This window comes from Streptomyces sp. NBC_01116 (assembly GCF_041435495.1).
In the GTDB taxonomy this organism is placed as follows: Bacteria; Actinomycetota; Actinomycetes; order Streptomycetales; family Streptomycetaceae; genus Streptomyces.
Genome location: NZ_CP108644.1, coordinates 5631677 through 5649255 on the forward strand (window position 1 = coordinate 5631677; position 17579 = coordinate 5649255).

Annotated in this window: 16 protein-coding genes; 13 read left to right on the top strand and 3 right to left on the bottom strand. The window is 73.1% G+C overall.

What is annotated here, in order from left to right; genetic code table 11:
• Positions 1-110: 110 nt before the first annotated feature.
• The 4 genes from OG245_RS24885 to OG245_RS24900 are packed head-to-tail and all read left to right on the top strand — an operon-like array spanning position 111 to position 4332.
• Positions 111-1562 carry a hypothetical protein gene (locus tag OG245_RS24885; RefSeq protein WP_371625662.1) on the top strand — a complete coding sequence of 484 codons (1452 nt, stop codon included), beginning with the start codon at positions 111-113 and terminating at the stop codon, positions 1560-1562.
• A 14-nt stretch (positions 1563-1576) separates the two neighbouring features.
• A complete protein-coding gene (locus tag OG245_RS24890) occupies positions 1577-2644 on the top strand; it encodes a thiopeptide-type bacteriocin biosynthesis protein (RefSeq protein ID WP_371625663.1) in 1068 nt (355 codons plus the stop codon).
• On the top strand, positions 2641-3558 hold the full coding sequence (locus tag OG245_RS24895) for an ABC transporter ATP-binding protein (protein WP_371625664.1): 918 nt from the start codon (positions 2641-2643) through the stop codon (positions 3556-3558). The genes OG245_RS24890 and OG245_RS24895 overlap by 4 nt, the downstream gene beginning before the upstream one ends.
• 33 nt (positions 3559-3591) lie before the next feature.
• On the top strand, positions 3592-4332 hold the full coding sequence (locus OG245_RS24900; protein ID WP_371625665.1) for an ABC transporter permease: 741 nt from the start codon (positions 3592-3594) through the stop codon (positions 4330-4332).
• Positions 4333-4347: 15 nt separating this feature from the next.
• Here OG245_RS24900 and OG245_RS24905 read toward each other — a convergent pair whose 3' ends face one another.
• Entirely contained in the window at positions 4348-6018 is a 1671-nt protein-coding gene (locus OG245_RS24905; RefSeq protein WP_371625666.1) for a bifunctional 3-(3-hydroxy-phenyl)propionate/3-hydroxycinnamic acid hydroxylase, read from the bottom strand.
• 242 nt (positions 6019-6260) lie between these two features.
• On the opposite strand from OG245_RS24905, the gene OG245_RS24910 reads away from it, so the two are divergent.
• From OG245_RS24910 to OG245_RS24950, 9 genes are all read left to right on the top strand, one after another.
• Positions 6261-6425, top strand: a complete 165-nt coding sequence (locus tag OG245_RS24910) for a thiazolylpeptide-type bacteriocin (RefSeq protein ID WP_371625667.1) — start codon at positions 6261-6263, stop codon at positions 6423-6425.
• A 209-nt stretch (positions 6426-6634) separates the two neighbouring features.
• Positions 6635-6799, top strand: coding sequence for a thiazolylpeptide-type bacteriocin (locus OG245_RS24915; RefSeq protein ID WP_073740160.1), 165 nt, complete (start codon positions 6635-6637; stop codon positions 6797-6799).
• Between the two features lie 390 nt (positions 6800-7189).
• Complete coding sequence (locus OG245_RS24920) at positions 7190-7360, top strand: thiazolylpeptide-type bacteriocin (RefSeq protein ID WP_371625668.1); 171 nt, start codon at positions 7190-7192, stop codon at positions 7358-7360.
• 115 nt (positions 7361-7475) lie between these two features.
• Positions 7476-9122 (top strand): class I adenylate-forming enzyme family protein, encoded by a 1647-nt coding sequence (locus tag OG245_RS24925; protein ID WP_371625669.1) that lies wholly within the window; start codon positions 7476-7478, stop codon positions 9120-9122.
• Positions 9119-9961 (top strand): 2-amino-3,7-dideoxy-D-threo-hept-6-ulosonate synthase, encoded by an 843-nt coding sequence (locus tag OG245_RS24930; RefSeq protein ID WP_371625670.1) that lies wholly within the window; start codon positions 9119-9121, stop codon positions 9959-9961. Before OG245_RS24925 ends, OG245_RS24930 begins: the two co-directional genes overlap by 4 nt.
• Positions 9933-11042 (top strand): 3-dehydroquinate synthase II family protein, encoded by a 1110-nt coding sequence (locus tag OG245_RS24935; RefSeq protein ID WP_371625671.1) that lies wholly within the window; start codon positions 9933-9935, stop codon positions 11040-11042. Before OG245_RS24930 ends, OG245_RS24935 begins: the two co-directional genes overlap by 29 nt.
• Positions 11032-12237 (top strand): FAD-dependent monooxygenase, encoded by a 1206-nt coding sequence (locus OG245_RS24940; RefSeq protein ID WP_371625672.1) that lies wholly within the window; start codon positions 11032-11034, stop codon positions 12235-12237. The genes OG245_RS24935 and OG245_RS24940 overlap by 11 nt, the downstream gene beginning before the upstream one ends.
• A gap of 190 nt (positions 12238-12427) precedes the next feature.
• On the top strand, positions 12428-12865 hold the full coding sequence (locus tag OG245_RS24945; protein ID WP_371625673.1) for an NfeD family protein: 438 nt from the start codon (positions 12428-12430) through the stop codon (positions 12863-12865).
• Positions 12866-12928: 63 nt separating this feature from the next.
• Positions 12929-14038 carry an SPFH domain-containing protein gene (locus OG245_RS24950; protein WP_371625674.1) on the top strand — a complete coding sequence of 370 codons (1110 nt, stop codon included), beginning with the start codon at positions 12929-12931 and terminating at the stop codon, positions 14036-14038.
• A gap of 101 nt (positions 14039-14139) precedes the next feature.
• On the opposite strand, the gene OG245_RS24955 is transcribed toward OG245_RS24950, so the two are convergent.
• Positions 14140-14388 carry an SCO4226 family nickel-binding protein gene (locus OG245_RS24955; protein ID WP_371625675.1) on the bottom strand — a complete coding sequence of 83 codons (249 nt, stop codon included), beginning with the start codon at positions 14386-14388 and terminating at the stop codon, positions 14140-14142.
• A 135-nt stretch (positions 14389-14523) separates the two neighbouring features.
• A complete protein-coding gene (locus OG245_RS24960; protein ID WP_371625676.1) occupies positions 14524-17232 on the bottom strand; it encodes a discoidin domain-containing protein in 2709 nt (902 codons plus the stop codon).
• Positions 17233-17579: the final 347 nt, after the last annotated feature.

The following is a 17579-nucleotide window of genomic DNA, read 5'->3' on the forward strand; positions in this document are numbered from 1 at the left end:
GCACGGTCGCACCGATGTTCACCGAACCACCAAGGCATACGGAGTTCCCCATGACAGATACCGGCGACCGGGGCGGCCCTGGGTCACCGATCCCGGACGATGCCGATGTCATGTCCCGCGACATGCGGTGGTTCACCTACGCGACGGGGCTCGGCGTGCCGGTGGAGGCGGAGGTCGTCCCCGAACCCCGCCCGGACACCGAGGTCGCGCCCGCGCTTCCGGAGGCGGCGCTCGGCGACCGGACCCCGTTGCCCCGGGGCACCACCGAGCTGCTGGAGCGGGCGCCCTACCCGTACGGCCGGGCCGGCTCCCCGCCCGGGAGCGCCGACGCCCTCGGGCACGCCCTGGTCGCGGGCTTCGGGCTGCAACGGCGGGAGCCGGAGAACCCGTTCAACGACCACCGTCCCTATCCCTCGGTGCGGGCGAAGTTTCCCGTCCAGGTGCTCGTCCGGGACGGCCGCCACCGCCGGGTGCTCGACCTCTACCGGCACGCGCTCACCGGTGTGGGACGCCAGGACGGGGCGGCCGGTCCGCTGGAGGTGACGCTGGCCGGCCGGTACACCCGGCTGCCCGACTCCTACCGGTGGTTCCGCAGCTCCCTGGTCGGTCTGGAACTGGGCATCAATCTGCGGCAGTTGTGTCTGGGGATGGAGCTGTTCGGCCTGTCCGGAAGGCTGCGGCTGCCGGACCGGGACGCGGGGGGCCTGCTGACGGACTTCGGTCTGACGCCCGAGGCCGAATGGTCCCTGCCGCTGACCGTGGCCCTGGAGGACGGCGGGCCGCCCGTCGCCGCGGCCCCGGCGGAGCGGGCTCCCGACCCGGTCCTCGACGGGATCCTGACGGTCAACCGCTGCCAGGACTTCACGGGTCCGGCCGCACCGCTCGGCCCCGCCATCCCGGCGTCCCCGCCCGGCCAGGCCGGTCCGGCGGGTCCGCCCCGGGACGGAGCACTGTCCTGGGCGGAGGTGCTGTGGCGCCGCAGCGCGGGACGGATGCCGCGCGGCATGTACGGCATGACCGGCCGCAGGCGACCGGTGGCCGAGCGGACCGTGCGCGAGGCCGTCAGCTGGCTGAGCGTCCCGCCGCCCGGCCCGCACCTGGCCGCCGCCTGGGAGGAACTGCGCCTGACCGCGGTGTTCCAGGGCGTCGAGGGACACCCCGACGGAGTCTGGCACCTGAGGGACGGCCGACCGACGCTGCACCGGGACCGTCCGGGTGCGGCGGCCGAACTGGAGCAGAACTACGGCTACCCCGTCACCCCGTACGCCGGGGGTGACATCCGGCACGCGAGCGTGGTCTGGTTCCTCTCCGCTCACCCACGACGGCTCGTGGACCGGCTGGGCCCCGGCGGATTCACCGCCGCCCAGTACGCGGCGGGCTGGGCGGCCCAGGGCATCTCGCTGGCGGCGGCCGCCACGGGTCTGTACGCGAGGCCAGCGCGCGCCTTCCAGGAAGCCCCGACGAAGCAACTCCTCGGCCTGGACCCCGACGAGATGATCGTCTGCGCTGCCATCACCGGGACCCCGCGCTTCGAGGGACTGTTGTGCGATCTACGTCTGTGACGAGGGAGCAGGAGTTGACGGACACATCCGAGCGCGCCGGGACCGCACGCGCCGAGACCCCACCCGCCGGGACCGCACGCGCCGGGGCCGGTGGCCCCGGCCCCGGCGGAGCCGGCACCGTGTGGCGGACCTGGCACCTGCATGTGCCGAGCGGCGACCGGAGCGTGCACGACCGGGTGGCGGTCGAGGCGCTCGGGCCGGTGCTGCGGACGCTGCCGGGACGGCCGTGGTTCTTCCTGCGCTACTGGCACGGCGGCCCCCATGTCCGGCTGCGCGTCGGTGATCTGACCGATGAACAGGCGGATGAGGCGGAGCGGCTGCTGGCCGGTCGCCTCGTGGACGCCGGGAGGCTGCGGGAGGGCGAGACGGCGATGGACCCGGCGGACTACGCGCGGACCGCCGCCTCCATGACCACGGCCGGGGACCGGCCCTCCCACCAGGAGGTCACCGGCATGCTGGAGCCCGGTGTCCACCGCTTCGCCTACCACCCGGAGTACGAGCGGTACGGCGGCCGGGAGCTGATGCCCGAGAGCGAGCGGCTCTTCGAGCTCTCCAGCAGGCTGGTGCTCGCCTTCCTCCGGCGAGAACCCTCCACCGGGGCCCGCGCCCTGCTGGCCCTGCGCGCCACCGTCTGCGCCGCGCGGGCGCTCGGCGACGACCCCGCCGAAGAGGCGGCGTTCTACGACCACGGACTGCGCGCCTGGCGGACGTGGGCCGCCGGCTACGGCTATGCGGAGCGGCAGCTCGACGAGCTGTACCGGGCGGCCCGGCCGACCGACGAGCTGCGGGCCAAAGCGACCGGGGGAGACACCGGAGGCCCGCTCGTGCCGTGGCAGGAAGCACTCACCGGACTGTCGGACCGGATCCGGCGGGAGACCCCGCTCCATCCGGCACAGGTCACCATCTCCCACGTCCACATGCTGCACAACCGCCTCGGCCTGCGGACGGTCGAGGAATACCAGACCTACGCGCGGCTGGCGAGGCTCTTCCCCGTCCCGCCGGCCCCCGACGGCGTACCCCCTTCCGATTCATCCGGCTCGGCGCAGAGCAGCGCGGGCACATCAACCGAGGAGCACCGATGAGCACCAGCCCCACCACCGCCACCGCACGTGCTGGGGCTCCCCCCACCCCGGCCGTCATCGCCCGCGCCATCGGGGTCACCCGGCGCTACGGAGACACCGTCGCCCTGGACAACGTCGACTTCACCGTGCGGGAGGGCGAGTTCATCGGCCTGCTCGGGCCGAACGGCGCCGGCAAGACCACGCTGCTCAACTCCCTGCTGGGACTGCGCAAGCCGACCTCCGGGCGCATCGAGCTGTTCGGCGGCGCCCCCACGAACCCGGCCAGCCGGCGGTTCATCGGCGTCACCCCGCAGGAGAGCGGCGTTCCGCCGACCCTGCGGGTGGCCGAAGCGGTGGACTTCGTGGCCGCGCATTTCCAGGAGACCGAGGACCGGGACGAGCTGCTGGAGCGGTTCGACCTGACCAAGGAGGCCCGCCGCCAGGCCGGTGGCCTCTCCGGCGGCCAGAAGCGCCGCCTGGCGCTCGCCCTGGCGTTCGTCGGGCGCCCGCGCCTGGTCATCCTGGACGAGCCGACCACCGGTCTGGACGTGGAGTCCCGGCGGATGCTCTGGGACCGCATCCGCGAGTTCCACGAGGGCGGTGGCACGGTCCTGCTCACCACGCACTACCTGGAGGAGATCGAGGCCCTGGCGAAGCGGGTGGTGGTGATCGCCCAGGGCCGCATCCGGGCGGACGACAGCGTGGGCGCCATCCGGGGGATGGCCCATATGCAGCGCGTGTCCATGAACGCCGGACCGCTGCCGGAGCTGCCGGGCGTCATCAGCGAGGAACGGACCGAGGAGCGGGTCGAGTTGATGACCCACGACGCCGATCAGCTGGTCCGGGCACTGGTGCGTCAGGGCGTGGAGTTCTCCGGCCTCGCCGTCCAGCAGGCCACGCTCGAAGAAGCCTTCCTGGTGATCTCCCAGTCCTGATCCGCCGCACCTCCCACGAAAGTGCTTGAGGCCATGTCATCACTGACCCTTGTCCATGCCCGCTACCAGCTGGTCGAGCTGAGCCGCATCCCCATGGCGATCATCGGCGCGGCCTTCTTCCCGGCCGCCTCGCTGTTCTTCTTCGTGGTGCCCAACACCAAGGACGACCCCGCCGGGGCCACCCTCGCCACCGCCTCGATGGTGGTGTTCGCGGCGATGATCAGCAATCTCTTCGGCCACGGCACCGGCGTCGCCGAAGACCGCTCCCAGCCCTGGGACCCGTACACCCGCACCCTGCCGATCGGCCCGGCGGTGCGGTTCGGCAGCCGCATCATCACCGGGCTGGCGATGATGCTGTTCTCGATGTTCCCGGTCGTGATCGTGGCGGCGTTCTTCACCCCCGCCACCATCTCGCCGGTCCGCTTCCTGCTGGCGATCGGCGTGGTGATCATCGTCTCCGTGCCGTTCACCATGATGGGGCTGGCGATCGGCTACCTGCTCTCCACCAAGGCGGCGATCGCCACCGTCCAGCTCGTCTTCCTGCCGCTGGCCTTCGCGGGGGGCCTGCTGGGCGGTCCGGGCGAGGCGCCCGGATTCATCGAGACGATCGCCCCGTTCGTCCCGACGCGCGGCTCGGCCGAGCTGATGTGGGCGACCGTCGGCGACTACGACATCAACCCGGTCGCCATCGTGTCGCTCGTGGTCTGGACCGCCGGCCTGGCCGCCCTCGCCTTCTACGCCTACCAGCGTGACGAGGGACGCCGCTACCACTGAGCCCCGACGGGCCGCTCAGGCGGACTCGGCGGCCGCGTCCGGCCGTCCGGTGGCCGGACGCAGCCGCCGCCGGACGTCCGTGAACAGCGCGGTGAGCCCGTCCGCGTCCCGGGCCGCGCCGAACACGTAGCGGTCGGGCCGGACCAGGACGGCTCCGGCCGGAATCGAATCGAGCCAGGCCAGGCAGCGGCCGTCCGTGTCCAGCACCGTGTCCGGCCCGGGAGCCGTGTCGGTCTCGGCGTCGGCGGGCAGGACGGTCACCATCCGGCCGGACACCAGCCGCAGGGTCTCCCGCGCGGTGGGGGACAGGGCGTCCGCGACGTTCTCGCGGCACAGCAGTACGAAGCCGGGGCCGAGCACGGAGTCGGCCGGGCCCGGACCGTCCGGGCCGGTCAGCCGCATCCGGCCGGCCAGCTCACCGGCCGGGGGCCCGCCGTCGGCGAGGAAGCCCTCGGCCAGGTGCTCGCCCAGCGGGCCGGACGGGCGGGCGGGGCCCGGGGGACGCGCCGGGCCGGACGGGCGGGCCGGGCCCGAGGGGCGGGCGGTCATCGCCCGGTCCCGGTCCGCCGCCGCGGCCGGGTCGGTCACGCAGATCAGGCGCCCGAGCCGCACGGACAGGTCGATCGCGTGCTGGACGTGGGCGCGGCGCTCCTGCTCGTAGCTGTCGAGGAGAGCCTCCCCGGCCCTGCCGCCCAGCACCAGGTCGAGCTTCCAGGCGAGGTTCGCCGCGTCCCGGAAGCCGGAGCACATGCCCTGCCCGGCGAACGGCGGCATCTGATGGGCCGCGTCCCCGGCCAGCAGCACCCGCCCGCGCCGCCAGTGCTCGGCGTTGCGGGCCCGGAAGGTGTAGGTGGCGTGGCGAGTGAGCGTGACGTTGTCCGGCCTCGCGGAGAACATCGACAGCAGCCGCCAGGCGTTCTCCTCGGTGCCGAACTCCGCCCGGTCCTCCCCGGGCATCCGCATGAACTCCCAGCGGCGGCGGCCCGGTCCGCAGGAGACGGCCACCCGGGGCCGGGCGGGATCGGCGATCTGGAGATTGGACGGCGGGAAGTCCTCCGGGCGGTCCGGCACCACATCGCACGCCAGCCAGTCCAGGGCGAAGCCGGAGTCGGCCCAGCCGACGCCCAGGGAGCGCCGCACGAAGCTGCCCGCACCGTCGCACCCCACCACCCAGGAGGCGGTGAAGGTCCGCCGCTCACGGCCGTGTTCTTCCTCGGCCACCAGCTCGGCGACGGAATCGGAGCCGGTCAGCTCCACGGCCCGCAGACCCCGGTGCACGCGCAGCGTGGGCAGTTCCCCGCCGCGGGCCGCGAGCGCGGCCTCCAGCCCCGGCTGGTACACGGAGGTGGAGTCCGGCCGTCCCGTCCCGTCCGAGCCGCCCAGACCGATCCGCATGAGCTGCCGCCCGGCGGCGTCGCTGACCACGTAGTCCTGCGAGGGCTCGGTGATGTCCCCGATCCGGCCGGCGACGCCGACGGCGTCGAGCGTCCGGGCGGCCTCGGCGTCGAACGCCACCGCTCGCGGCAGACTGTACGGTTCCGGATACCGCTCGACGACGACGACCCGCCACCCGTACTGGGCCAGCAGGATGGACAGCACCTGTCCCACCGGCCCGTAGCCGACGACCAGGACATCGGCCTCCGGAGCGCCGGCGCCCCGACCGCGTGACCCAGATATCCCGTTCATGCTTCTCCTGTCCTGAATACCCATGGTGTTCGGGCCGTACGCGGGCAACCGTGATAATCGAGGCCCACCGTACCGATTCATCAAAGCGACATTTGTGCCCCTTCGATCGGCTTCCCGACAGAGGCTGGTGACAAATGTCAGCGCCGCTTCGCGAGAGATTGCCAGCGCCGGAAGTGACCGAAATTATCCATGGTGCCACTTCTACCGAATGGCAGTCTTAATCAAGAAGGGAAATCAAGTCAATGAGCATGGCCATTGAGGCGATGAACGCGGACGCCCTGTTCGACTCCTTCGACATCGAGGAGCTGGACACCGTGGAGGTCGCCGACGGCGTCGCGCTGCCCGAGATGGGCGCCTCGACCGGCAACACCATGTGCTGCTCCTCGTCGTCGTCCTCCTGCTGCTGAGCTAGGGACACCAGCCGTCCGTGCGGCGGGTCTCCCGAGGCGCGGGCGGCGTCACCGAGGTGAGCGATGCTCGACAGGCGGTTGTCCGGCCGGAATTGATGACAAATATCAGCGCCGTGCCAAGGGCAATTGCGTGCCGGGTTCCGGATGGAAATCGTATGCACCGTCGGTCTCGTGGCCGGCGGGCCAGAGCTTGGAGGTACACCAAGATGAGCAAGATCCTGGAGTCCGTGGACGCGGACGCGATGTTCGACTCCTTCGACATCGAGGAGCTCGGCACCATGGAGCTCGCGGACGGCGTCGCCCTCCCCGAGATGGGCGCCTCGAAGGGCGACTTCACCTGCTGCTCCTCGTCCTCTTCCTCCTGCTGCTGAGGTAGGGACACCAGCTGTCTGCGCGACGGGTCTCCCGACGCGCAGGCAGCACCACCGAGGAGTATCGGCAGCGGAAATCGTTTCCGGCGGGACCTGCTGACAAATGTCAGCGCCCGGCCAGGAGTTATTGCGTGCCGGGTGCCGACGGGAAAGCGTATGCACCGCCGGTGTCGTGAACTGTGCCGCTCATTCCCCTTCTCCTCCTGCCGCCGGTCGGGCGGCAGACAGCACCACCCGTTCGACGAACATGCGGCAGGCGGCTGTCCGGCGGGAATCGCTGACCACGTCAGCGCCGGGTCCGCGGGGCGATCGTGTGCCGGGTACCGGTTGGAAAACACACGCACCGCCGGTCTCCTGGCCGGCGGGCCGAGAGCTTGGGGGTACACCAAGATGAGATCGACCCTGGAGACCATGGACGCGGACGCGATGTTCGACTCCTTCGACATCGAGGAGCTGAACACGATGGAGATCGCGGACGGCGTCGCGCTGCCGGAAATGGCCGCGTCGAGCCTGCCCGTCACCTGCTGTTCCTCCTCCTCGTCCTCCTGCTGCTGCTGCTGAACCCGCGGCGCAGTGCCGTCTGCGCGGCGGGTGCACCGCCCACCGCGCAGACGGCACCACCGGGTGGTCCGCCCAGCGGAGGGCGGGCCCGGCGCCCGGCCCCGAACGGATGGTCGTGACATTCCCGATTGATGTGCCCGACTCCTGGGCCGGACATGAGCACTACACACGGCGCGTGCTGTGGCGGCTGGCCCGTCAACCCGCCCTGCCCACCCTGTACTTCCGGGGCCGGTGGCTGGACGGCGCGGCGCTGGCCGACGCGGTACGCGCGACGGTGGCGGGCCTGAGGCAGGCCGGGCTGGCCCCGGGCGGCACGGTGGCGGTCCTCACCGAACCCAACCATCCCGCGATGCTGATCGGCCGCTACGCCGCTCACCTCCTGGGTGCGGGGGTCGTCCAGGTGCGCTCGGCCAACCCCCGCTCCGACGCGTTCCCGCTGCCCGCCGCCACCCAGGCGCGGATCCTCGCCGCCACCGGCACGTCCGTGATCCTCGTCGACGCCCCCCATCTGGAGCGCGCCCGCGCCCTGCTGTCGCCGACCGGGGGCGGCCCCCGCCTGCTGGGATACGGAATCGGTGCCGCCGACTGCCCCGACGCACTGTCCTTCCGGGAGCAGCCGCTGGGAGAACTCCCCGCCCATTCCCCCGACCGCCGCGCCGTGGTGGCCTTCACCAGCGGCAGCGGCGGTGCGCCGAAGAGCATCCATCAGACCTTCGGGGTCTGGGACAGCACCGTCCGGTCCGCGGCGGGCGGCGAGCCGGACGAGCGGCGGGTGTTCCTCGCCGTGACGCCCCTCAGCCACACCATCGGCGCCATGGCGGACTCGGTGCTGGCCGCCGGCGGCCAGGTCCTCCTGCACCAGGACTTCGACGCTCCGAAGGTGCTGCGGGCCTTCGCGGACCACGGTGTCACCGACACCTATCTGGCCGTCCCGCACCTGTACCGGCTCACGGAACTGCTGGCCGACACGCCGGGCCGTGAGCAGGGCTCCGTCCCGGCGCCCGTCGGGGACGCCCTGTGGTCGCTGCGCCGGGTGGTCTACAGCGGCACCCCCGCCGCACCGCACCGGATCGCCGAGGCGCTGCGGGTGTTCGGCCCGGTGCTCGTCCAGCTGTACGGCACCACCGAGGCCGGGGGCATCAGCAATCTGAGCCCGTTCGACCACCTGGAACCCGAACTCCTGGGCAGTGTGGGGCGGCCGCTGCCCTGGGTGGAGGTGGAGATGCGCGAGCCCGGCACCGGTCGCCCGGTGCCGCGCGGGGAGGACGGGGAGATCTGGGTACGCGCCTCCACGGTCATGGACGGCTACCCGGACGACCCCGGGCTGACCGCCCGCGTCCTGCGGGACGGCTGGCTGGACACCGGAGACCTCGGCCACCTGGACCGGTACGGCTATCTGCGGCTGACCGGCCGCAGCGGACAGGTCATCAAGTCCGGTGGCCTGAAGATCTATCCCGCCGCGGTGGAGGGGGCGCTGCTGTCCCACCCGGCGGTACGGCACGCGGCCGTCCACGGCGTACGGGACCAGGACCGGACCGAGTACGTCCACGCGGCCGTCGTGCTCAGGGCGGGCCGGACCTCCTCCGCGGAGGAACTGCGCACCCACGTCGGCGAGCGGCTCTCCACCCTGCACGCCCCCGCCGAGATCACGTTCTGGGACTCCATGCCGCTCAACGAGCGCGGCAAGCCCGACCTGGCCTGTCTGCGCTCCGGTAACGGCCGGCAGGCGCACGACGGTGCACCGCCGAAGGGAACTCCATGACCACACACCAGCACTTCGGCCGCGCTGTGCGGCTGCGCCGGCTGTTCCACCACGACCCCCAGCGGCTGATGATCGTCCCGCTCGACCACTCGCTCAGCGACGGCCCGGTGGTGCCGCGCGGCAGCAGCATCGACCGGCTCACCGGGCAGCTCGCCGGCGCCGGGGTGGACGCGATCGTGGTGCACAAGGGCAGTGTCCGCCACATCGACCACTCCCGGCTGGCCTCGATGTCCCTGATCCTGCATCTGAACGCCAGTACCGCGCACGCGCCGGACCCGGACGCCAAGCACCTGGTCACCGGGGTGGAGGCGGCGCTGCGGCTGGGCGCGGACGCGGTGAGCGTGCACATCAACATGGGGTCGCGGGAAGAGGCGCGGCAACTGGCCGACCTCGGGGCGGTGGCCGACCGGTGCGACCGCTGGAACCTTCCGCTGCTGGCGATGATGTACCCGCGGGGCCCGAAGATCACCGACCCCGCAGACCCCGAACTGGTCGCCCACGCCGTCACCCTCGCGGCCGACCTCGGCGCCGACCTGGTGAAGGCCCCCTGCCTGCGCACGCGGGCGGAGATGCGGGACCTCACCGCCGCCTGCCCGATCCCGCTGATCTGCGCGGGCGGCCCGCAGCGCGACACGGAGGACGAGGTGCTGGCCTTCGCCCGTGAGGCGGTGGCGGGCGGCGCGGCCGGCGTCGCGATGGGCAGAAACATCTTCCAGTCCCCCGACCCCGGGGCGATGGCCGCCCGGGTGGCTGGAGTCGTCCACCACCGCCCCGGGAGCACGCTCGGTCACATCGAGGAAGGGCACGGCAGTGAGCTCAGAGAAACTGTGCTGGCTTGACATCCGTTCGGCAGGCAAGGCCCGGCAGGCCATCGTGGAGGAGGCGCTGCACCAGCGGATCGACGGCATAGTCGCCGCCGACCCGGCCGATCTGGAGGGGCTGCCGCCGACCGTCACCAAGGTGCTGATGCCTCCGCCGGGCAAGCGGCCCGCGAGCTACGGCTCCGCCGGGGTCGTCATACTCGCCGGGGACGCCTCCGCCCGCGCGGAGGCCGCCGGGGCCGCCCCCGACGTGGAGTTCGGGCGGCTGGTGGAGATCACCGACGCCGAGAGCCTGGACGCGGCCATCGAGGCGGCCCGCACCGAACGCTGGAGCGTGCTGGAGTTCCGGGACCCGACCAAGATCCCGCTGGAGATCGTGATCGCGGCCGCCGCCGACGCCGACGGCGCCATCATCACCATGGCGAAGAACACCGAGGAGGCCGCCGTCGTCTTCGGCTGTCTCCAGCTCGGCTCCGACGGCGTGCTGATGCCCGGCCGGAGCGTGGGCGACGCCACCGCGCTCAAGGCGACCGCGGCCGGCGGCACCGGCGAGCTGCTCCTCGTGGAGCTGGAGGTCACCGCCGTGGCCCACATCGGCATGGGCGAGCGTGCCTGCGTGGACACCTGCTCCTATCTGGGCAAGGACGAGGGCATCCTGGTCGGCTCGCACTCCAAGGGCATGATCCTGTGCGTCAGCGAGACCCACCCCCTGCCGTACATGCCCACCCGCCCCTTCCGGGTCAACGCGGGCGCCATCCACTCGTACACCCTCGCCGACGAGGGGCGCACCCGCTACCTCAGCGAACTGAGGGCCGGGAGCAAGGTGATGGTGGTGGACACCAAGGGCCGGACCCGGACGGTCGCGGTGGGACGGGTCAAGATCGAGACCCGTCCGCTCATCTCCATCGACGCGGTGGCCGCGGGCGGCCAGGAGGTCAATCTGATCCTCCAGGACGACTGGCACGTCCGGGTGCTGGGACCGGGGGACGCCGTGCTGAACAGCACCGAACTCCGCCCCGGGGACCGGGTGCTGGGGCATCTGCCGACCGCCGACCGCCATGTGGGCTATCCGATCGACGAGTTCTGCCATGAGCAGTAGCGCCCCGGCGCCGGGCATCGCGGTGATCGGCGCGGGCATCGGCGGCCTCACCCTGGCCGCCGCACTGGCGCGGCTGGGCATCGGCTGCCGGGTCTTCGAACGCGCCGAGCAGCCTGCCGAGGCCGGCGCCGGGGTGCAGCTGGCGCCGAACGCGGTTCGGCTGCTCCGCCGTCTGGGGCTCTCCGATTCCCTGCGGCGGTACGGCGTCCGCCCGCTCTCCCGCGATCTGCTGCGCTGGGACGACGGGCGGACGCTGGCCCGGACCGAGCTGGGCGAGGAGTGCGAGAAACGGTTCGGCGCGCCGTACGTCACCGTGCACCGGGCGGACCTGCACCGGGCGCTGCGCGACCTGGCCGGCGCGGTGGTGCGGACCGGTCACCGGCTGACCGGGCTGACGGAGGGGCCCGGCGCCGTCGAGCTGCGCTTCGCCGACGGTTCGGAGCACCGCGCGGAACTGGTGGTCGGTGCGGACGGCATCCGCTCGGTGGTACGGGAGCATCTCGCCGCCGACGCCCCGGTCTTCTCCGGCCGACGGATCTACCGGGGGCTGGTGCCGGTGGAGCGGGTGCCGGAACTGGCCGAGCCCCGCGTCCGGGTGTGGCTGGGACCTGGCCGGCACTGCGTCTGCTATCCGGTCTCCGGCGGCCGGCTGATCAGCTTCGCGGCCACCACGGGCGGCACCGCGCACCCGGGCGAGTCCTGGACCGCCATCGGCGACCAGGACGAGGTGGCCGAGGCCTACCGGGACTGGCACCCCACGGTCACCCGCCTGCTCGGGGCGGGCGGCGGCATCGGCTGCTGGGCGCTGCACGACCGCGAGCCGCTGGCCCGCTGGTCCTCCGACGCCCTCACGCTGCTCGGCGACGCGGCGCACCCGATGCTGCCGTTCGCCGCGCAGGGCGCCAATCAGGCCATCGAGGACGCCTTCGCGCTGGCGGCGACGCTGGCGATGTCGCGCGGTGACGTTCCGGAGGCGCTCCGCCGCTATCAGGAGCAGCGGATCCCGCGTACCCAGCGCCTGCAGCAGTCGGCCCGGTCCACGGCGATCGGCTCCCACCTGCCGGACGGACCGCTCCAGCGGGCGCGCGACGCGGAGCTGGCCCGGGGTTCGGCGCTGGACGGGCTGCGCTGGGTGTACGGCCACGACGCCCTGGCCGCCGCGGCACGGTGGACGTCGGAGCGGCAGCAGGCGTGAGCGGGCAGGCCCCGGGCCCTGCTCGGGCCTGGCGGGCCCCGGGCCGCGTGGGCCCCGGCAGCCGTCCGCGTACGGGCCCACCCGTCCCGCTCACGCACGGATCAAGCTCACCTAACGGTTCCGTTCAGGGCCAAAAGGGTACATAGCTGGGTAAGTCCCCTTGACGGGTTCCCTTGGGGAGGCCGATTCGATGCCCTGGTTCGCTTGGCTGCTCGCCGCCGCGGCGCTCGGCGCCGCGGAGTTCTTCACCCTCACGCTGGTCTTCGGACTGCTGGCCGGCGCGGCGTTGGTCGCCGCCGTCGTGGCCGGTGTGGGCGTCGGCCTGCTGGGGCAGCTCGTGGCGCTCGGACTGGCGGCGGTGGCGGGGCTCGCCCTGGTCCGCCCCGTCGCGCTGCGGCAGATGAAGGGGACGCCCCTGACGCGTGAGGGCAGCGACGCGCTGATCGGCAGGCGGGCCGAGGTCGTGCGGGAGGTCACCGCGACCCACGGCCTGATCAAGGTCTCCGGCGAGGAGTGGACCGCTCGCGCTCTCGACGAGAACCAGGTGATCCCGGTGGGCGCCCTGGTGGACGTCATGGAGATCGAAGGCGCCACAGCCGTCGTGTATCCCCGCGAACTCCTTCCGTGAACGGCTGAACACGCGGCGCGGGAGGACGGGGGGAAGACGTAGGCAGGACAGGCAGGAGGAAGTATGGATCCGCTCGTCATCCCGATTCTTGTGGCGGCACTCGTCGTCGTCTTTCTCGTGGCCGCCACCGTACGCATCGTTCCGCAGGCGCGCCGCTACAACATCGAGCGGTTCGGCCGGTACCGCCGGACCCTTCAGCCCGGTCTGAACTTCGTCCTGCCGGTGGCGGACCGGGTCAACACCAAACTCGACGTGCGCGAGCAGGTGTACTCGTCCGACCCCAAGCCGGTGATCACCGAGGACAACCTCGTGGTCAACATCGACACCGTGCTCTACTACCAGATCACCGACCCGCGGGCGGCGGCCTACGAGGTGGCCGACTATCTGCACGCCATCGATCAGCTCACCGTGACCACCCTGCGGAACGTCATCGGCAGCATGGACCTGGAGGGGACGCTCACCTCGCGCGAGGAGATCAACGCCCGGCTCCGTGCCGTCCTCGACGACGCGACCGGGAAGTGGGGCATCCGGGTCAACCGCGTCGAGATCAAGGCCATCGATCCGCCGAACACCATCAAGGAGGCGATGGAGAAGCAGATGCGGGCCGAGCGGGACAAGCGCGCGGCCATCCTGCACGCCGAGGGCGAGCGGCAGGCCAAGATCCTCACCGCCGAGGGCACGAAGCAGAAGGACATCCTGGAGGCGCAGGGAACGCAGCAGGCCATGATCCTGCGGGCGGACGGCGAGTCGAAGGCGGTCGAGCTCGTCTTCCAGGCCGTGCACCGCAACAACGCCGACGCGAAGGTCCTGGCCTACAAGTACCTGGAGACTCTCCCGGATCTGGCGCGGAGCGACAACAACACCTTCTGGGTGATCCCGGGCGAGCTGACCGAGGCGATCCGCACCGTCACCACCGCGTTCGGCGACCGGGCGGCGGGCACGGGACCGCCGCCCGGCGCTCGGCGCGAGGACGCGACCGACGCCGACGCCCCGGACAAGGACCACGTCGGGGCCCCGGAGGTCGAGGTGAACTCCACGCTCGCCCTGGACGCGGTCGCCGCCGCCGACGAGGCCGCGAAGCAGGCCGCCGTCGCCGTCAGCGACGCGAAGGCCGAGGCGGAGGCCGCGGGAGAGCCGCGCCTGCCGGGGCGGGGGCCGGAGCCCGGCGGCTGAGTGGGCGGACGGGGCGCTGCGGGACCCGGCACCCGGGCAGGCCGGTCCGGCGGCGCCCCGGATACCGGTCGCACCGCCGGTGACAGCCGCGTGCCCCTACGTCACACCGCCAGCGGCACCGCGTGGATCTCGTCCGCCGTGTGGCCCGCGCGTTCGTGGATGCGCTGGACGGCTTCGGCCGAGGGGGCGGTGGACAGACAGTAGACCGTGCCGGACCGCGGGTCCGCCCAGGCGCGTTCGAAGTGGACGCCCTCTTCCTCCTCGATCGCCGTGTCGGCCGCGTGGGCCTCCTTCAACTGCGCGGACGTGATGCCCTCCATGCCCCGGTGGACATCCATGTACATGCCCATGACTCGTACACCTCCGGATGTTCGGTTGTGCGCCCCCTCTTCCAGGCCCCTCCTCCATGCTGCACCTGATGCCGAGCGCGGGCGCGCGGGGGCCCACCGGCGCGCTGCCGGGTGTTCCCACCGCCTCCCGCCGCCCTACCGCCCCTCCGCCTCCACCCGCAGATCCGCCAGTCCCGCCGGCTTCTGCGGATTCTCCGAGCGGACCGTCACACGGACCTTGCGTGCCGTGTCGCCCGCCAGGTAGGGACGCCAGAAGCGGCCGTCGACGGAGGTCTCCACGGTGTGCGAGGCGGGGGCCGTGTCGCTCCAGGCCGGGGTCACGGAGGTGAGCCGGAGGGGCCTCGGGCCCAGGTCCACCGTCAGGGAGCCCGCCGCGCCGTCGGGGGACCAGGACGTCGCCGGGGCCCCGTCCACCGCCGCCTCCGCGTACAGGCCGGGGGCCTCGGACGTCGCCGTCACCGGGCGGCAGCGCGCCGCGTCGGCCGTCGGGGTCAGGTCGGGGCGCCGGGTGGGCAGCTCCAGCGCCGAGGAGAGGCGGCGCGGGCCCTTCGCCGTGTGGACCGTGAACGGAGTGCCCGAGGTCAGGCGGACCGTGGTCGTCCGGGGGCCGATCCCGACCTCGTACGTCGCCTCCCGGTACCGCAGGCCCTTCAGCGTGACGCCCTCGTGCAGTTGGGGCGGCAGCGTCGGGTCCAGGCGCACGCCGTCCTCGCGGAGCCTGAGCCCCGTCAGGCCGTGCGTGAACACCTGGAGGAAGCCGCCCTTCCCGGTCAGGAAGTCGTCGGCGGGGAAGCCGGACAGCGGGTCCTCGGCCCCCGCCTTGTCGCCGCGCGCCTCGGAGAACAGGTCGTACGGGCCCCGCAGATACGGCCGCACCGAGCGCTGGAGGTAGGTGTACGCCGAGCAGCCCGGCTCCCCGATCGCCGCCGCGTCGATCGCGTGCACCGAGTCCGTCATCGCCGGGCCGTCCGGGTCGGTGCGGGCCGCGTAGTAGTCCAGGGTGGCCGCCGCCGCGCCCGGCTCCATCGGCCACTCCAGCGGGTAGGTCAGCAGGACCGTGTCCGCCTGCTTGATCGTGGAGCCGTTGTAGCCCGCGTACTGGAGGAAGACCTTCTTCTCCGCGTCGTACGGGATGCGCAGGCCGTCCGCCACCTCGTTCCAGGCGGCGGGCGGGCTCTGGCCGAGGAGCCGGGCCGCGCGGGTCGCGTTGCGCAGCGCGGTGGCGGCGACCGCGTTGGTGAAGACGCCGTCGTCGACGCCGTTGCTGTACTCGTCGGGGCCGGCCACGTCGTTGACGGAGTAGCTGCCGTCCGCGTTCGCCGTGGCGCGCGACTCCCAGAACTCGGCGATGCCCCGGAGCAGGGGCCAGCCCCGCGCCGCCAGCCAGTCGCGGTCGCCGGTGGCGAGGTAGTACTGCCAGACGGCCAGGGAGACGTCGCCCTGGAGGTGGTTCTGGGTCAGGCAGTGCGGCGGGTCCCAGCTCTGGCACTCGGATTCCATACGGCCCCGGCTCGCGCTGGTCCACGGGTAGAACAGGCCCCGGTGGCCGTACTTCTCGGCGTTCGCTCGGGCCGCGTCCCGGGTGCGGTAGCGGTATTCGACGACCGACCGCGCCAGTTCGGGGCGGGTGGCGAGCAGGCCCGGGAACATCCACGTCTCGGCGTCCCAGAACACCATGCCCGCGTAGTTGTCGCTGGTCAGACCGGCCGGGGCGATGCTGTCGGAGGAGCCCCGCCGGGTGCTCGCCAGCAGCCCGTACTGGGCCGAGCGCAGCCGGCCCTGGAGCCGGCGGTCCCCGGGGACCAGCACATCGGCGGACCACTCCGCGCGCCAGGCGGCCTCGTTCGCCGCGAAGACCCGGTCCCAGCCGCGCCGTGCCGCCCGGTGCGCCGCCTCGCGGGCGTCCTCGGCCGGGGCGCCGGAGGTCAGGGCGGTGTCGACGCCGACGTACTTCTCGAACGTGTACGTCCGGCCCGCGCGGACCGGGGTCGGCCTCGGAGACGTACGGGCCCGGGGCCCCAGCGTCTCGACCACACCCGAACCACGCCGCATCGCCTGGGCGACGGCCCCCTCGATCCCGGTGCCGAGCGTGCGGAACGTGCCGTCCTCGCGGAGCGTGATCCGGCGCGCGCCCCGGTCCTCCAGCCGGCCGGTGACGGTCGCGGTGCCGCTCCAGCGCGGCGTCATCCGCAGGCGTACGGCTCCGGTGTGGACGTCGGACCGGTCGGTGAGCACGTCGTACACGAGGTCCGTGGCGCGGCCGTCCTCCGTCGTCCACCGCAGTGAGGTGCGGACGAGGCCGCAGGCGAGGAAGACCGTCTGGCGGTAGTGCGAGATCCGGCCCGCCGGGGTGTCCGGGCCGAGGGTCTCCGTGCCCACGCCCACATCGATGTTCGTCCAGCTCGGCAGCGCGGCGATCACCTCGCGGCCCTCGGAGACGGCCTTGTCCCGCGCGTAGAGCCCGGAGACGAACGCGCCGTCGTAGCGGGGTGTGTAGAGCGGCCAGCCGGTCTTCTCGCCGGTGGCCGCGTATCCGGCTCCGGCCGGGGGGACCCGGTGGCCGAGGTAGCCGTTGCCGGTGTACGGGTCGTAGCCGGCGGCCTCCCCGAAGCGGGTGGACGTCGGCGCCCAGGCGGTCCCGGGGGCGCCCTCACCGTCCGTCCGGCCGCAGGCGGGCACGGCGGGCCGCGGCGAGGCGGGCGGTGCGGGGGAGCCGGACGGGTGGACCGGGCCCGGCAGCGGCGCGGGGCCGGGGGGCCCGGCGGCGTCGGCGGGGGGCGGCAGCGGTGCGATCAGGGCGGCCGCGACGAGGGGCGCGAGGACGGAGATGCGCGAGAGGCTCACAGGACGAAGGTAGGGACGCGTGGGCGCGGTCGGCCGTCACGGCGCGCACGGCCCCCGCACCGGGCCTCCGGCCGACCGCCGGATGGAGCAGGTCCCGTCTCCACCGGCCGCTCCCGCCGCGCCGTGGCTCGCCGCGCGGAGACCGCCGGGCGGCGGGCGCAAGGAATTCCTCGTGACATCACCATGAATCGGCCCGCGTGGAAAGCGCGTTCGCGGCCACGCCCCGCGCGGGGCGTGGCAGTGGCCCCAAGGGCCCCGGCAGACCGGGCAGCACCAGGTCAGGGCGGTGATCCCGGCCCGGGTTCCGTCCGCCGGGCAGTGACGGGCCGTCATCCCCGCCGTCGTGT

Coding starts and splice junctions, on each gene's coding strand:
- OG245_RS24885 (WP_371625662.1), top strand. CDS start 111: ATGTCCCGCGACATGCGGTGGTTCACCTACGCGACGGGGCTCGGCGTG.
- OG245_RS24895 (WP_371625664.1), top strand. CDS start 2,641: ATGAGCACCAGCCCCACCACCGCCACCGCACGTGCTGGGGCTCCCCCC.
- OG245_RS24900 (WP_371625665.1), top strand. CDS start 3,592: ATGTCATCACTGACCCTTGTCCATGCCCGCTACCAGCTGGTCGAGCTG.
- OG245_RS24905 (WP_371625666.1), bottom strand. CDS start 6,018: ATGAACGGGATATCTGGGTCACGCGGTCGGGGCGCCGGCGCTCCGGAG.
- OG245_RS24910 (WP_371625667.1), top strand. CDS start 6,261: ATGAGCATGGCCATTGAGGCGATGAACGCGGACGCCCTGTTCGACTCC.
- OG245_RS24915 (WP_073740160.1), top strand. CDS start 6,635: ATGAGCAAGATCCTGGAGTCCGTGGACGCGGACGCGATGTTCGACTCC.
- OG245_RS24920 (WP_371625668.1), top strand. CDS start 7,190: ATGAGATCGACCCTGGAGACCATGGACGCGGACGCGATGTTCGACTCC.
- OG245_RS24930 (WP_371625670.1), top strand. CDS start 9,119: ATGACCACACACCAGCACTTCGGCCGCGCTGTGCGGCTGCGCCGGCTG.
- OG245_RS24940 (WP_371625672.1), top strand. CDS start 11,032: ATGAGCAGTAGCGCCCCGGCGCCGGGCATCGCGGTGATCGGCGCGGGC.
- OG245_RS24945 (WP_371625673.1), top strand. CDS start 12,428: ATGCCCTGGTTCGCTTGGCTGCTCGCCGCCGCGGCGCTCGGCGCCGCG.
- OG245_RS24950 (WP_371625674.1), top strand. CDS start 12,929: ATGGATCCGCTCGTCATCCCGATTCTTGTGGCGGCACTCGTCGTCGTC.
- OG245_RS24955 (WP_371625675.1), bottom strand. CDS start 14,388: ATGGGCATGTACATGGATGTCCACCGGGGCATGGAGGGCATCACGTCC.